This is a genomic window from Streptomyces sp. NPDC005574 (genome assembly GCF_040605435.1).
Classification (GTDB): domain Bacteria; phylum Actinomycetota; class Actinomycetes; order Streptomycetales; family Streptomycetaceae; genus Streptomyces.
In genome coordinates, this window is sequence record NZ_JBEXCW010000021.1 from 81,124 (window position 1) to 95,342 (window position 14,219).

Consider the following 14,219-nt stretch of genomic DNA (forward strand, 5'->3'; position numbering starts at 1 on the left):
CTACCCGGCGTCCGCACCGCCCGCCGCCCTGCCCCTGACGCCCCGGATCACGCCCAGCTCCACCAGGTCCTGCGGGCGGATGCGCAGGTGGTCCGCGGTCGCCTCCACCTCGTGCGGTGGACGCTTGAGGATCGCGGCGGCCAGCTCGGGGGCGATGACGGAGAAGTAACTGTCGGGCGTGGCCCAGGTGTTGCCCGGTGCGGCCAGGGCGAGCGCGCCGCCCGAGCCGCCCTCGCCGATCACCAGCGTGGTGACCGGCGTGCGCGCGGCCGCCACCGCGCCGAACAGGTCCGCGATCGCGGCACCCGCGCCCTGCCGTTCCGCCTCCGCGTCGTTGGCGGCGCCCGGGGTGTCCACCAGGGTCAGGACCGGGATGCCGAGCCGGTCCGCGAGGCGGATCAGCCGGGCGGCGGTGCGGTAGCCGGCGGGGCGGGTGGCGGTCCCGGTCTGCGCGGCGAACGCGATCGTCCGCCCCGCGTGCTCGCCGAAGCCGCACAGCATCCCCGCGTCGGTGCCGCCGCACCGGTCACCGCCGATCGCGGCCCGGTGTGTGAAGTAGGCGTCCAGGTACCGCTCGGCCCGCGGACGTCCGGCCGAACGGGCGCGCAGCACGGCCTCCCAGCCGGTGCGGGGGAGGTGGCCGGCGACGCCTCCGGTGGAACCGGTCTCCGGGGTGCCGTCCGGGTCCCCGGTGCCGTCACTCGCACCGCTCGACCCGGTGCCGGGCGCCGTCGCCCCGGCGTCCGCCACCGCCGCGGGGGCGGGGGCCGGGGTCTGGGACGGGGACGCCAGCAGCCGCAGCCAGCGGCCCAGGGTGGGGCGGAGCTGCTCCGGGGGGACGACCGCGTCGGCCGCGCCCGCAGCCACCTGCGCCTCGGCCGTGTACGCGGCCGGGTCGGCGTCCGGTGGCCGGACCCGGGAGCCGGCGAAACCGACCTGGGCGCCGGGCAGGGCGAGGACGATGTCGGCTCCCGCGCCGAGGGTGGCCCAGCCGCCGCCCGTCGTCGGGTCGCGCACCACCGCGATCTGCGGCAGGCCGGCCTCCCGGGTGAGCGACGACTGCCGTGCCACCCGCTGGAGTTGGGTGAGTGCGAGCATGCCCTCCTGCATGCGGCTGCCGCCGGTGGCGACCAACGGGACGACGGGCAGCCGGTGTTCGCGGGCATGGGTGTACGCCGCCTCCAGCCGGTCACCGGTGCGTTCGCCGAGGGAGCCGCCGAGGAAGCCGAACTCGAAGGCGATGAGGACGGCTCGGGTGCCCTCGACGCTCGCGGTGCCGCACACGACGGACTCCGTCTCGCCGGTGCGTTCGGCGGCGCGGGCGCGCGAGGCGTCGTAGCCGGGCCAGGAGAGCGGACCGTCGGGTGCGGACTCCCTTTGTCGGTCGGGGAGTTCGGCGAAGGTCGAGGCGTCTGCGACCAGGGCGATCGTCTCGCGGGCGGAGCGGCGGTCAGTCATGGCTCAGCGCCCGCTTCATGATCTTGCCCATGTCGTTGCGGGGGAGGGCGTCGAGGAAGTGGACCACCCGGGGGCGTTTGTGCGGGGCGAGACGGCCCGCCACGTGGTCGGCCAACTCCCCCGCCGAGGGCGGTCCCCCGGAGTCCTCCGGGACGATCCAGGCGACGATCCGCTCACCCAGGTCGGCGTCCGGCTCGCCGGTGACGGCGGCCTCCCGCACCCCGGGATGCTCCAGCAGGGCGTTCTCGATCTCACCGGCCCCGATCTTGTAGCCGCCGCTCTTGATCAGGTCGGTGGCCTTGCGGCCGACGATCCGGACGTAGCCGTCGGGATCACGCACCGCCATGTCCCCGGTGCGGAACCAGCCGTCGGCGGTGAACGCGGCCGCGGTCGCGTCGGGCCGGTTGAGGTAGCCGGTGAACAGATGGGGGCCGCGCACCTGGATCTCGCCCACCGTATCGCCGTCGTACGACGTGATCGGCGTCCCGTCCTCCTCCACCAGCCGCAGTTCCACGCCGGGCAGCGGTACGCCGACGGTGCCGGCGCGGGGCTCGCCGTCCGCGCGGACGCTGGTGTTCATGAGGGTCTCCGTCATGCCGTACCGCTCGATCACGCGCCGTCCGGTGGCCGCCGCGATGCGTTCGTGGTCGTGCACGGGCAGGGCGGCCGAGCCGGAGACGAGCAGGCGTGCACCGGCCAGCGCCCTGGCCAGCTCCGGTTCCGTGGGCAGGGCCTGGGCGATCCGGTGGTACATCGTCGGCACCCCGAACAGCATGGTGGCGCCCGCGCCGAGCTCGCGTGCCACGCCCTCGGTGTCGAACCGGCCCAGGTGCCGCACCGAACCGCCGCGCCGCAGCGGGCCGAGGACGCCCAGCACGAGTCCGTGCACATGGAACAGCGGCAGCGCGTGCACGAGGACGTCGTCGCCGGTCCACTGCCAGGCGTCGGCGAGCGCGTCCAGGGTGGAGGCGACGGCCCGCCGGGGCAGCACCGCGCCCTTGGGCGGGCCGGTGGTGCCGGAGGTGTAGACGATCAGGGCGGGGTCGTCGTCGCCGGCCGCCCGGTCGTCGGGGACGGGACCGGTGGCCCGCACGTCCACGTCGATCCGCTCGAAGTCCCGCAGCGCGGCCGGGAGTTCGTCGCCGGGCGCGGCCAGGACGGCCGTCGGCGCGCTGTCGGAGAGGATGTGCCCGAGCTCCTTCCCGCCCGACTTCGGGTTCAGCGGCACGGCCGCCACGCCGGCGAGCAGTGCGCCGACGACCGCGACGGCCGTCTCCAGTGAGGGGGTCGCCCAGACGGCGACGGGGCCGCCACGCCCCAGCCGGCCGCCGACGGCACCGGCCGCCGCCGCGAGCCGCGCACAGGTCAGCGACCGGTCGCCGAACCGCAGGGCGACCTGGTCACCCGGATCGCCCGTCAGGGCCGGAAAGAGGGAGGTCACGCGGCGCACTCCTCGACAGGGGTCGGTCCAGGGACAACACCCTGTTCCTACACCAGGGGACGCGTGATCCAACGCCGAGACGACTTGACCCTCGTCACGTCCCCCGACCGCGTCCCCGACGGCACGGCCACGACGCACCTCACCCGCCACTCGGCGCGCCGTACCGGATGCCGACCAGGGTGCTCAGGTCGGGGGCGAGCCGCAGTTCCGTGGCCCGCAGCGCGGGGTGCTCCAGCCAGAACCGGCGGGCCCGGTCGGGGCGGCCCTCGTACAGCGGGGGCCAGGTCGTCGCCGGTGTGAAGTCGTCGACGACGACCGTGCCGCCGGGGGCGAGTAGCCGCTCGACCGGGGCCGCGCGGTCACCGTCGGTCTTGCCCTGCCCGCCGCCGTCCAGCACGAGCAGGTCGTACGGCCCGCGCTCCCCGATCCGCTCCCAGTCGCCGGTGAGCACCTCGACCTCGGGCCGGTCCGCGAACAGCCCGGCCGCGACGCGGGCGCGCTCCGCGTCCCGTTCGACGCCGACCAGCCGTACGCCCGCGCCGGCGCCCGAGGCGAGCCAGGCCAGCCCGACGCCGAAGCCCGTCCCCGTCTCCCCGACGCGTCGCGGGGCGCCACCGGCCAGGGCGTGCAGCAGGCGGCCCTGTTCGGGACGGCAGGAGTGGGGGAAGCCGTGGGCGCGGGCGGCGGCGAGCGCCCGCTCGACGAGCGGGGGCAGGCCGCTCACGCCGTCGTACGCGTCGGTTCCGGAGATCGCCATGCCACCGATCCTGCCGCCCGCGCCCCAGCGGACGGGCCCGTTCCGGACCCGTCCCCGGCCGACGTGCCGTCAGACCGCCGTCCTGTCCACCACGTCCGCCACCACGCAGCTCACGTTGTCCGGGGCGCCGGCCCCGGTGGCGGCGGTGGTCAGGGCGTGGACCGTTTCGTCGGGGGCCTCGGTGGCGGACAGGAGGTGGCGGATGCGGTCGTCGGGGACGACGTTCGACAGGCCGTCCGAGCACAGGAGGTAGCGGTCGCCGGGGTGGGCGTCGTGCAGGCGGAGGTCCGGCTGTGCGGAGGTGCCGTCGCCGGTCAGGGCTTTGAGGAGGAGTGCGGGGCGGGGGTGGGTCACGGCCTCCTCCGCCGTCAGCCGGCCCTCGTCGATCATCGACTGGAGCACCGTGTGGTCGTGGGTGATCCGGAACAGGCCGCCGTCGCGCAGGAGATAGGCGCGCGAGTCGCCGATGTGGACCAGCGCGAGCCCGGAGCCCGTCCACAGCAGGGCGGTCAGGGTGGTGCCCGCCTCGGCGGTGCCCCGGGCCGCGTCCCGTACCGCCTCGGTCGCGCCGTGCACCGCGTCCTGGAGGACGTCCAGGACGTCCCCGGCGGGGAGTTCCCGCGTGTCGAGGAAGCGCAGGGCCTCCACGGCGGCGCTGCTCGCGGACCTGCCGTCGGGTCCGAACCCGTCGGCCACCGCGAGCAGTCGCCTGCCCGCGTACGCCGTGTCCTGGTTGGCGGGGCGGACCAGGCCCGGGTCCGAGTGGGCGGAGTAACGCAGTTCCAGCATGCTGGTGTCCTTCCTCGGTGCTGCCGTCAGCTGATCGACGAGGAACGCGGCGAGATCCCGCCGGGCGGCCGTCTCCGCCTCGACCCGCGCCCAGTAGGCGCGGATCTCGCGGGCGGCGGCCGCCGGGGGCAGGGCGCAGACGTCGCGGATGCGGGCCAGCGGCATGCCGATCCGCCGCAGCCACGCCACCAGCCGGGCCCGCTCCAGCTGCCCGGCCGTGTAGTACCGGTAGCCGGTGTCGGGGTCGACCCGCGCGGGCCGCAGCAGGTCCAGCTCGTCGTAGAGCCGCAGCGCCTTGGGGGACAGGCGCGACGCTCTCGCGAACGCGCCGATCGTCAGCCACTCCATGGGTGCTCCGTCCCGTGCCGTGTTTCCCGCGCTTCGTTCCTCGCCACCGATGCTGGGGCTTCACCGAAGGGGAAGGTCCAACGGGTTGCCGTGGTTGCGGGGACGGCGGTTAGCCTGCCGGGGCAGCAGACCGTACGACCGACCGAGAATGGAGCCGCCGTGCCCCGCGTCGCCCTCGTCACCTACGACCCGCGCCCGGAGCCCAGCCGGGACGCGGACCTGCCCGTGCTGGTGCGGGCGCTGAGGGAGGCCGGCGCCGACGCGGACGCGGTGTGCTGGGACGACGCCGGCGCGGACTGGGCCGCCTACGACCTCGCCGTCATCCGCTCGACCTGGGACTACAGCTGGCGCGCGGCCGAGTTCACGGCGTGGACGGAGCGCTGCGGCCGGCTGACGCGGCTCGCGAACCCGCCCGGGGTGGTGCGCTGGAACACCGACAAGCGGTACGTCGGTGACCTCGCGGCGGCCGGGGTGCCCGTCGTCCCGACCCGCTATGCCGCCCCCGGCGAGACGGCCGGCCTCCCCGACGACCACGAGTACGTCGTCAAGCCCACCTCGGGCGCGGGCGCCCGCTACGCCGCCCGCTACACACCCGAACAGCACGACACGGCCGTACGGCACCTCGCGCGGATGCACGCGGAGGGGCTGACGGCGATGATCCAGCCGTACATGAGGAGCATCGACACCGGCGGCGAGCGGGCCCTGCAGTTCTTCGGTGGCGAGCTGCTGCACGCCAGCCGCAAGCGGGCCGTACTCTCCCCGGGCACCGCCTTCGACGCGGACAAGGTCGCCCACCCCGGCCTGGAGCGCTGGACGCCGACCCCGGCGGAACTGGCCGTGGCGCGGGACGCCCTGGCCGCCGTACCGGACGCGCCGGACCTGCTCTACGCCCGCGTCGACCTGGTGGACGGCGAGGGCGGCGCGCCCCGGGTGATGGAGCTGGAACTGGTCGAGCCGAACCTCTTCCTGTTCCTGCACCCCGAGTCGGTGCCGGTCGTGGCCGCGGCGATCCTGGCCGCCGCCCGCTGACCGAGCCTCGGCCCCACCGCGAGGCGTCCGCACTCGCGCCCTACGTGAACCTGGCCGGGGCTGAAACCGCCGAGCCGCTCCCTACCCGCCGACCGCCGTCCGCTGGAGCAGGCCCCAGGTGAACTCGGCGGCCACCTTCCGCCGGACGCCCTCTCCGTCCGGCGCCTGGAACGCCAGTCCCCAGCGGGTCGGGGCGGTGCCCTCCAGGGGGCGCGCGGGGGCGAAGGCGCGGGCGGCCTCGTCGACCACGCAGGACCACGGGGTCAAATCGTCCAGGGTGCGCAGCTCGGGGGCGGGCGAGCCCGGCGCACGGACCAGCCACTCGTTCCAGACCGCCCCGTTCGGCGCGAGCAGCACCTCGAACCGCAGGTCGGGCCAGAGGGGGAGCGGCCACTGCCACGCCTCGCACTCCAGGTCGCCGATCGTGCGGGCGGTCACCGACCCGGGCGCGCCGAGGACCGAGCGGTAGCGCGAGGCGGCCGCCCGCGCCCGCGGGGAGCGCAGCATCGCCTGCCACCGCTTGTTCGCCTCACGCATGTCCGCGAGCGACGCGCCGAGGCTCCGGCGGGCGTCCTCCACCAGGTCCGGGTTGTGGTCGGCCATACGGCGGAGCAGCACGAGCTGGAACTCGCGGACGGTGAAGGGCCCGGCGGGTCCGGAGGGCCCCGAGGGCGAAGAGGGGCGTTTCGCGGAGGACGGCATGCGAGCCATCGTCGCGCATCGGCCGCCGCCTCCGGGCCCGCGAGCGCGGGCGAAACGGTGCGAAACGGTTGACGAATCACCCGTAGTCACAGGTGGTGCACGCACGCCCATTGCCCGGACATACCGCGATGACTAGCCTGTGTTCGTCATGCCGATCGTCTGTTGAAATTTCGAACACAGACACCTTTAACCCAAGGGAGGGGGCCGGTCGTGGGACGCTTGGTACCTGCCGTGACCCGGGCTCTCGACATTCTCGAGCTCTTCCTCGACGGGGACGGGACACTGTCCGCCCCCGACATCGTGCGGCGGCTCCAGCTCCCGCGCACCACCGTGCACGAGCTGGTCACCACACTCGCCGCCCGGTCGTACATCGTCCAGGTGCCCGGCCAGCCCGGACGCTACCGGCTCGGAGTACGTCCGTACCAGCTCGGCAGCCGCTACGCCGAGCAGCTCGACCTCGCCGCCGAGGGCCAGCAGGTCGCCCGCTCCGTCGCGGAGACCTGCGACGAGACCGTACACGTGGCGATACTCGAAGGCACCGACGTCATCTACATCGCCAAGGTCGACTCCACGCACGCGGTGCGCATGGTGTCCGCGGCCGGCCGCCGGCTGCCCGCGCACTGCACCTCCGTCGGCAAGATGCTGCTCGCCTCCCTCCCGGCCCCCGAACTGGCCGCGCGCATCCCCGACGACAGCGCGCTCATCGCGATGACCCCGAACAGCATCACCGAACCCGGCGCGCTGCGCGAGGCCCTGACCGAGATCAGGCAGCGGGGCATCGCGGTGGAGAGCCGCGAGTCCAACCCGGACGTCTCCTGCATCGCCGCCCCCGTGCACGACCGCACCGGCCGGGTCGTCGCCGCGCTGTCCATCTCCGTGCCCATGATCCGCTGGAGCGACGAGCGCCGCATCGAGCTGGAGCAGCTCGCCGCGAAGGGCGCGGTCGAACTCTCCGAGCGCCTCGGCCACCGGAGCGTGGCATGACCTACGAGGTGGCGGTACGGGCCGAGGCGGCCCTCGGCGAGGGGCCGACCTGGGACGCGGACACCGGACGGCTCGTCTGGATCGACATCCTCGCCTCCCGGGTGCACACCTACGACCCGGCGTCCGGCCGGCGCACGGTCCGGGTGACCGGTCAGCACGTCGGCGCGGCCAAGCCGCGCGCGGGCGGCGGGCTCGTCCTCAACCTCCGCGACGGGGTGGGCCTGCTCGACGCGGACGGCGAGGGCTTCCGCTGGCTGCACCACGAGCCCGTCCCCGGCCGCCGCGCCAACGACGCCGCCGTCGCGCCCGACGGCTCGCTGTGGACCGGCACCATGCGCTACGACGAGGCACCGGGCGGTGGCACGCTGTCCCGGGTCACCGGTGACGGCACTGTGGAGGTCGTCCTCGACGACGTGACCGTCAGCAACGGCACGGGGTGGAGCCCCGACGGCCGGCTGATGTACTACGTCGACTCGCCGACCCGCCGCGTCGACGTCTTCGACTTCGTGGACGGCCGGCCCGTCGGCCGGCGCACGCTCGCGGAGATCGAGGACGGCGCCGGCTTCCCCGACGGACTCACCGTCGACGCCGACGGCTGCGTGTGGGTGGCGCTGTGGGACGGGGGCGCGGTGCGCCGCTACACCCCGGCCGGCGCGCTGGACCGGGTGATCGCACTGCCGGTCCCGCGCGTCACCGCGTGTGCGTTCGGCGGCGCCGGCCTGACCGACCTGTACGTCACCACCGCCCGCGCGGGCCTCCTGGCACCGCACCCACTGGCAGGTTCCCTCCTGGTCCTCCCGAACGTGGGCAAGGGTCTGTCCCCACGGGCGTTCGAGGGCTGAGCCGGCGGACCCCACCGTGCCGGGCCCGGCGACCGGGCGCACCGCACGACGAACACGGTCGGCGCTGCGTCCCACCGGGCCCCGCGGCTGCCCGGCGCGTCCCGCTGGGGCCCACTGGTGCCCGGTCCGGCGCGTCCGGCTGGTACCCGGTCCGGCGGGCACGGCTGGTACCCGGTCCGGCGGGCACGGCGCGTCCCACCGGGGCCGACTCCTGTCCGGTCTGGCGTGTCCGGCTGGGGCTGGCTGTTGTCCGGTCCGGCGTGTCCGGCTGGGGCCGACTGCTGCCCGGTCCGGCGCGTCTGGCCGGGGCCCGCTGCTGCCCGGTCCGGCGGCGCGTGAGCGCACCGACGCGCACGGCCGGCAGGGCGCGCGGCACCCGGGTCGGCGCGGACGCACGGCGGCCCGGAGGCGCCGGCCGCCCCCGTTCCCGCCTCCGCCCTCGGCAGGGGTACGGCGGTCGCCGCCTTGCGTTTGTCCGGGGCCGACGGGTTGGCCCATGCGGCCGGCCGCGGACGCATGGCGGCCCTCAGGCGCCGCCGCTCCCGCCCCCGCAGGGCAGGCCCGCTGGCTTCCGTTCGTCCGGGCGCGGGCGTTCGGCGACCGCGGTGAGTCGTGATCCGCGTCCGCCGGTCCGCCGGCACGTGCGCGCACCGGCGCGCGTGGCCGCCGGGCCGGCGGGGTGCGCGGCGCCCGGGGGCGGCGGCTCGTTCGACCGTGTGCGGGACGCCCACGTGCGGTGACCCGGACGAGCCCGGCCTGCTCGCGCCCCCGGCAGGGTTACGGCAGGCCCGCTGCCTTGCGTTCGTCCGGGGTCAACGGGGGTTCCGTCAGGGGGCGTTTGAGGGGGCCGGTCGCCGCGGCCAGGAGGATGCGGGGGGCGAGCAGGACCTCCGGGCCCCGCTCCAGGGACATCACGTCCGTCACCTTGCGGGCGACGCGCCCGTTCCCGGTGGCCGTCAGGGTCAGCCGGTCGACGTAAGCCGCCAGCAGCCGCTCCCACCGGGTGGGCCCCGCCTCCGTCGCCCCGGGGAAGAACACGTCCTGTCCGACGGCGAGGTCCCACGCCGCGCCGGCCGGCCGGGCGACCGCCTTCTGCAGCCGCCGGGCCAGCCCGGGCGAACCCCAGCCGTGCCGCCGTACGACGTCCCGCAGGGCCACCGCCTCCTGGGCGGCCACCGACATGCCGTGACCGTAGGCGGGGTTGAAGGCGGCGAGCGCGTCGCCGACGACGGCGAAGTTCTCCGGCCACACCGGCATCCGCTCGTAGAGCCAGCGCCGGTTGGCGGTCGTGCGGGTGAACGTCACCTCGGACAGCGGCTCGGCCCGGTCGGTCAGTTCGGCCAGGATCGGGTGCCGCAGCTCCTCGCGCGCCCAGCGGCCGAAGTCGGCGGTGTCGGCGGACGGTTCGCCGCCGCGGGTGCCGAGCAGGGTGACCAGCCACTGCCCGTCCTCGACGGGCATGAGCACACCCCCGCGCCCCGGGCCGCCCGCCCGCGGATCGGCCATCACGGTCACCACGGGGAAGCCGTCCCGGGCCGCTTGCGGCGCGCGGTACAGGCGGCTCGCGTACGCCAGACCCGAGTCGACCTCCCGCCGCCCGGGCTCGGGCAGCCCGAGGTCCGTCAGCCAGCGCGCGGCCCGCGAGGCCCGCCCGGTGGCGTCGACGACGAGACCGCCGCCGACGACACGTTCGGCGGCGTCGTGCTCCCGGATCCGGACCCCGGTGACACCGGCGTCCGTCCCCTCGACACCGAGCACCTCCGCCCGGTCGACCAGCTCCACGCGGTCGTCCGCGAGGACCTGCGCCCGCACGGTCGCGTCCAGCAGGTCCCGCCCGCACAGCAGCATGAAGTGTGACTCGTCCCAGCGCCGGTACCAGCCCTTCGGCGACAGCGCCACCATGTCCGTGGTGACGGGCAGCCGGTGCGCGCCCGCCTCCCGCAGACGTTCGGTGACCCCCGGCAGCAAATCCTCCAGGGCCCGCGCCCCGCCCGACCACAGCTGGTGGACGTGCCGGGCCTGCGGCAGCCCCCGGCGCGGCTCGGGCCCGGCCGGCAGCGCGTCGCGCTCGATGACGACGACCCGCTCGGCGACCGACGCCAGGGCACGGGCGGCGAGCATGCCGGCGAGGGAGCCGCCCAGGACGACGGCGGTGGCGGGGCGGTCACTCATGTACGGGCACGCTCTCTGCGGGGGCGGCCGCACGGGTGCGGACCGCCGCGATCTCGTCGGGGTGGCGGAGGGCTCGGGACACGGCCGCGATCTCCTGGAGCAGGTCCGTCGTGTCGGGGTCGCCGCAGCCCTCGCCGTCCGGCACGCGCCGCCCGGCCTCCACGGCGTCCTGCACGGCCACGGCGGCCGCGAGCGCCTTCGCCCGGCCCGGCTCGAAACCGAGGGCGAGCGCCGCGTCGTAGGACCGCCGGCGCCGGTCCTCGTCGAGGTGCCGGGCCAGCGGCAGCAGCACGTCGCGGATGAACGTCTCCCGGCGGATCAGGCGCAGTTCGGGCGTGGCGTGCAGGACGAGGGGCACGCCGCCGCCGTTGGCGGTCCGCATCAGCACGTACAGCGGCCGCAGTTCGTGATGGGCGAGCCTGAGCCGCCACCGGTCGTGCAGGTACTGGCCGGCGTGCGGAAGGATGAAGCCCACCGCGATCAGGATCGCGGACAGACAGGCGACCGGCGGGGCCAGGTCGGTGCTCAGCCAGTCCGGGGCGTGGCCGGTCCAACGGGCCACGACGGCGGTGAGCTTGGCCGCGTCGAAGATCAGGTTCATCGCGTAGCCGATGCCCAGCAGCTTCAGGCCCCAGCGCAGCCAGGCGTCGAGCCCGTCGGTGCGCACCCAGTTCCAGATCAGCCGGGAGGTGATGAGGACGGCCACCGTGTGCGCGAGCAGGTAGAGCAGGATCTCCTCACGCATGAAGGGCGTCGAGGCGTAGTACGTGTCCAGGTCCCGGACCCGTTCCACGGGCGCGTCCGCGGCGGCGAACAGCGCCCACAGCGCGACGATCACACCGGTGTACAGCGTGATCACCCAGCGCATGGCCCGGCGGGTGGCGGCCGTGCGGTCGGACAGGCCGTTGCGCCAGGCGATGATCAGCAGCAGGCAGGACCCGCAGAACGCGGTGAGCAGGGAGTACACCAGGGGGGCCGCGATGTTCGGCACGCCGGTGATCCGGTTGGTCCAGGCGATCGTGGACGGCGCCGCGAACACGAACACGAAGCAGGCCAGCAGCAGCAGTCCGCCGACCGCGCGCAGCAGCGGGTCCTTCCACAGCCGGATGATGGTCGGCAGTTTGATCACCAGGGCGGAGGTGAGGATCGCCGCCGGGATCCAGAAGGAGATGTAGAACTCGTCGAGGACACCGGCGGGGCTCAGCGCCAGGCCGGTGAGTGCGGGGGCGGGTGTCACCGTGTCGTCCCTCCGCGTCCGCGGTAGCCGAGGGCCCGCTGGAGCGGGTCCACGGGCGGGTCCGCGGCAGTGCCGGACATCAGGGTGCGGCAGACGCTGGCCAGGCGGTGACCGAAGTCGTCGGCCTCGGCCTCGTCCCGCTGGCGGGAGCCGTCCCGGGCGGCCACGGTCAGCGCGACGCCCTTCCAGCCCGGCTGGTCGGCGAGCGCGTGGGCGGCCGCCGTGCCGGCCCGGTGGTGATGGCCGTGGCCGGCGTGCATGTGCCACAACTCGTGTCCGAGGATGACCACTTGCTGCACCGCCTCGGCCCGTTCCTCGACGATGACCAGGTCGAAGTCCTGGAACTCCACCCACAGACCGGTCACTTCGATCTCGTCGGGGAACCGCTCGAAGCGCAGCTCGACGGGGCGTCCGCCGCGTCGGGCGCTCATCTCCTCGCACAGTGCCCGGCACAACTCCCGTACGTCGGACGGCGGTCGGGGTCTGGACCGCAGTGCGGCGGCGAGGTCGGCGGCAAGGCCGCGCATCGCGGAGGCGCCCTGTGAGCGCCGCAGCGCAGCGGCGATCCGGGCCGCCGTCCCCCGCGCGCCCGCGATGTCCATCGTGTCCCCCGTTCACATCCACCGCCGCCCGGGTCGGCCGTCGCCGCCCGGCGGGTCGTTCGAGAGTACGCGTCCGGATGTGTTCGCGTCATGTGATCCGGCGACCGTTGTTCAACGGGGAACGAACGCGGAACGATCAGCGCGGGGACGGTAATCGGTCACCTCTCGCGGGCCGGTCCGGGCGCCCTCCGGGCGCCTCCGCTTCCGTCCGCCCCATTGACGTGCGCGCCCCCTCACCCTACGGTCCGTTCGACGCTACGGGCGACACCCGAAATCTCGAACAGTTCCGGCCACGCAGGACCCACGGACGAACCGACCCCCGAAAGGAAAAGATGCGCACCGCCCGCTTCACCCTCGACCCCGCGTTCACCGTCGGCGAGGTCGACCCGCGACTCTTCGGCTCCTTCGTCGAACACCTCGGCCGCTGCGTCTACACCGGCGTCTTCGAGCCGGACCATCCCGCCGCCGACGAGGCCGGCCTGCGCACGGACGTGCTGGAGCTGGTCCGCGAGCTCGGCGTCACCACCGTCCGCTACCCCGGCGGCAACTTCGTCTCCGGCTACAAGTGGGAGGACTCCGTCGGCCCCGCCGAGGACCGCCCCCGCCGCCTGGACCTGGCCTGGCGCTCCACGGAGACCAACCGCTTCGGCCTGTCGGAGTACATCGGCCTCCTGAAGAAGATCGGCCCGCAGGCCCAGCCCATGATGGCGGTCAACCTCGGCACCCGCGGCGTCGCCGAGGCCCTGGAACTCCAGGAGTACGCCAACCATCCCGGCGGCACGGCCCTGTCCGAACTGCGCGTCGCGCACGGCGACAAGGAGCCCTTCGGCATCCGGCTCTGGTGCCTCGGCAACGAGATGGACGGCCCCTGGCAGACCGGACACAAGACCGCCGAGGAGTACGGCCGCCTCGCCGCCGAGACGGCCCGCGGGATGCGCCAGATCGACCCCGGCGTCGAACTCGTCGCCTGCGGCTCCTCCAACCAGGCCATGCCGACCTTCGCCGCCTGGGAGTCGACGGTCCTGCAGGAGACCTACGACCTCGTCGACCACGTCTCCCTGCACGCCTACTACGAGCCGGCCGACGGCGACCTGGACTCCTTCCTCGCCTCCGCCGTCGACATGGAGTCCTTCATCGAGAACGTCGTGGCCACCTGCGATCACGTGGGCGCGCGGCTGAAGTCGGCGAAGCGGATCAACCTGTCCTTCGACGAGTGGAACGTCTGGTACATGTCCCGCTGGGAGGAGCAGTCCAGGGCCGCCGACCCGGCCGACTGGCCCGAGGCACCCCGGCTCCTGGAGGACAACTACAGCGTTCTGGACGCGGTGGTCCTCGGCTCGCTGCTCATCGCCCTGCTCCGGCACGCCGACCGGGTGAAGATCGCCTGCCTCGCCCAGCTCGTCAACGTCATCGCCCCGATCATGACCGAACCGGGCGGCCCGGCCTGGCGGCAGACGACGTTCTTCCCGTTCGCCCAGACCTCCCGGTACGGCCGCGGCCAGGTCCTCGACGTCCGCGTCGACTCACCGACGTACCGGACGCGGAAGTACGGCGAGACGGACCTGCTGCACGCCACCGCGGTCCGGGCCGACGACGGCACGGTCACCGTGTTCGCCGTCAACCGCTCCCGCACCGGCGCGCTGCCGCTCGAAGTCGCCCTGGCCGGCCTCGGGCTGTCCTCGGTCGTCGAGCACAGCGTGCTGGCCGACGCCGACCCGGACGCCCGCAACACCCTCGCCGAGCCGGGGCGGGTCACCCCGCACCCGGTCGAGGGGACGAGCCTGACGGACGGCGTCCTCACCACGGTGCTGGAGCCGCTGTCCTGGAACGTGATCCGGCTGGCGTAGCGGACCGCCCC

12 protein-coding genes are annotated in these 14,219 nt (G+C 74.8%); 4 read left to right on the top strand and 8 right to left on the bottom strand.

Annotated features, from left to right (window positions below):
• The 4 genes from ABZT03_RS16770 to ABZT03_RS16785 form a co-directional block, all read right to left on the bottom strand.
• The gene (locus ABZT03_RS16770; protein WP_356039609.1) at positions 1 to 1,458 is read right to left on the bottom strand and encodes a carboxyl transferase domain-containing protein; all 1,458 of its coding nucleotides are present in this window, start codon (positions 1,456 to 1,458) and stop codon (positions 1 to 3) included.
• Positions 1,451 to 2,899: an acyl-CoA synthetase gene (locus tag ABZT03_RS16775; protein WP_356039612.1), complete on the bottom strand. Its 1,449-nt coding sequence runs from the start codon at positions 2,897 to 2,899 to the stop codon at positions 1,451 to 1,453. The genes ABZT03_RS16770 and ABZT03_RS16775 overlap by 8 nt, the downstream gene beginning before the upstream one ends.
• Before the next feature lie 139 nt (positions 2,900 to 3,038).
• Positions 3,039 to 3,656 (bottom strand): class I SAM-dependent methyltransferase, encoded by a 618-nt coding sequence (locus ABZT03_RS16780; protein ID WP_356039615.1) that lies wholly within the window; start codon positions 3,654 to 3,656, stop codon positions 3,039 to 3,041.
• 69 nt (positions 3,657 to 3,725) lie between these two features.
• Positions 3,726 to 4,793, bottom strand: coding sequence for a MerR family transcriptional regulator (locus ABZT03_RS16785; RefSeq protein WP_356039618.1), 1,068 nt, complete (start codon positions 4,791 to 4,793; stop codon positions 3,726 to 3,728).
• 159 nt (positions 4,794 to 4,952) lie between these two features.
• Between ABZT03_RS16785 and ABZT03_RS16790 the strand changes: the two genes are divergently transcribed.
• Entirely contained in the window at positions 4,953 to 5,822 is an 870-nt protein-coding gene (locus ABZT03_RS16790) for a hypothetical protein (RefSeq protein WP_356039621.1), read from the top strand.
• 81 nt (positions 5,823 to 5,903) lie between these two features.
• On the opposite strand, the gene ABZT03_RS16795 is transcribed toward ABZT03_RS16790, so the two are convergent.
• The gene (locus ABZT03_RS16795) at positions 5,904 to 6,533 is read right to left on the bottom strand and encodes a hypothetical protein (RefSeq protein ID WP_356039624.1); all 630 of its coding nucleotides are present in this window, start codon (positions 6,531 to 6,533) and stop codon (positions 5,904 to 5,906) included.
• Between the two features lie 201 nt (positions 6,534 to 6,734).
• Here ABZT03_RS16795 and ABZT03_RS16800 point away from each other — a divergent pair, with 201 nt between their 5' ends.
• The gene (locus tag ABZT03_RS16800) at positions 6,735 to 7,508 is read left to right on the top strand and encodes an IclR family transcriptional regulator (RefSeq protein WP_356039626.1); all 774 of its coding nucleotides are present in this window, start codon (positions 6,735 to 6,737) and stop codon (positions 7,506 to 7,508) included.
• Entirely contained in the window at positions 7,505 to 8,350 is an 846-nt protein-coding gene (locus ABZT03_RS16805; protein WP_356039629.1) for an SMP-30/gluconolactonase/LRE family protein, read from the top strand. The genes ABZT03_RS16800 and ABZT03_RS16805 overlap by 4 nt, the downstream gene beginning before the upstream one ends.
• A gap of 777 nt (positions 8,351 to 9,127) precedes the next feature.
• On the opposite strand, the gene ABZT03_RS16810 is transcribed toward ABZT03_RS16805, so the two are convergent.
• Genes ABZT03_RS16810 through ABZT03_RS16820 form a run of 3 tightly spaced genes read right to left on the bottom strand, consistent with a single transcriptional unit; the run spans position 9,128 to position 12,361 of the window.
• Positions 9,128 to 10,522 (bottom strand): FAD-dependent oxidoreductase, encoded by a 1,395-nt coding sequence (locus tag ABZT03_RS16810; RefSeq protein WP_356039632.1) that lies wholly within the window; start codon positions 10,520 to 10,522, stop codon positions 9,128 to 9,130.
• Positions 10,515 to 11,759: an MAB_1171c family putative transporter gene (locus ABZT03_RS16815; RefSeq protein ID WP_356039635.1), complete on the bottom strand. Its 1,245-nt coding sequence runs from the start codon at positions 11,757 to 11,759 to the stop codon at positions 10,515 to 10,517. The genes ABZT03_RS16810 and ABZT03_RS16815 overlap by 8 nt, the downstream gene beginning before the upstream one ends.
• Positions 11,756 to 12,361, bottom strand: coding sequence for a toxin-antitoxin system, toxin component family protein (locus tag ABZT03_RS16820; RefSeq protein ID WP_356039638.1), 606 nt, complete (start codon positions 12,359 to 12,361; stop codon positions 11,756 to 11,758). The genes ABZT03_RS16815 and ABZT03_RS16820 overlap by 4 nt, the downstream gene beginning before the upstream one ends.
• 332 nt (positions 12,362 to 12,693) lie before the next feature.
• On the opposite strand from ABZT03_RS16820, the gene ABZT03_RS16825 reads away from it, so the two are divergent.
• Positions 12,694 to 14,208, top strand: a complete 1,515-nt coding sequence (locus ABZT03_RS16825; protein WP_356039641.1) for an alpha-N-arabinofuranosidase — start codon at positions 12,694 to 12,696, stop codon at positions 14,206 to 14,208.
• Positions 14,209 to 14,219: the final 11 nt, after the last annotated feature.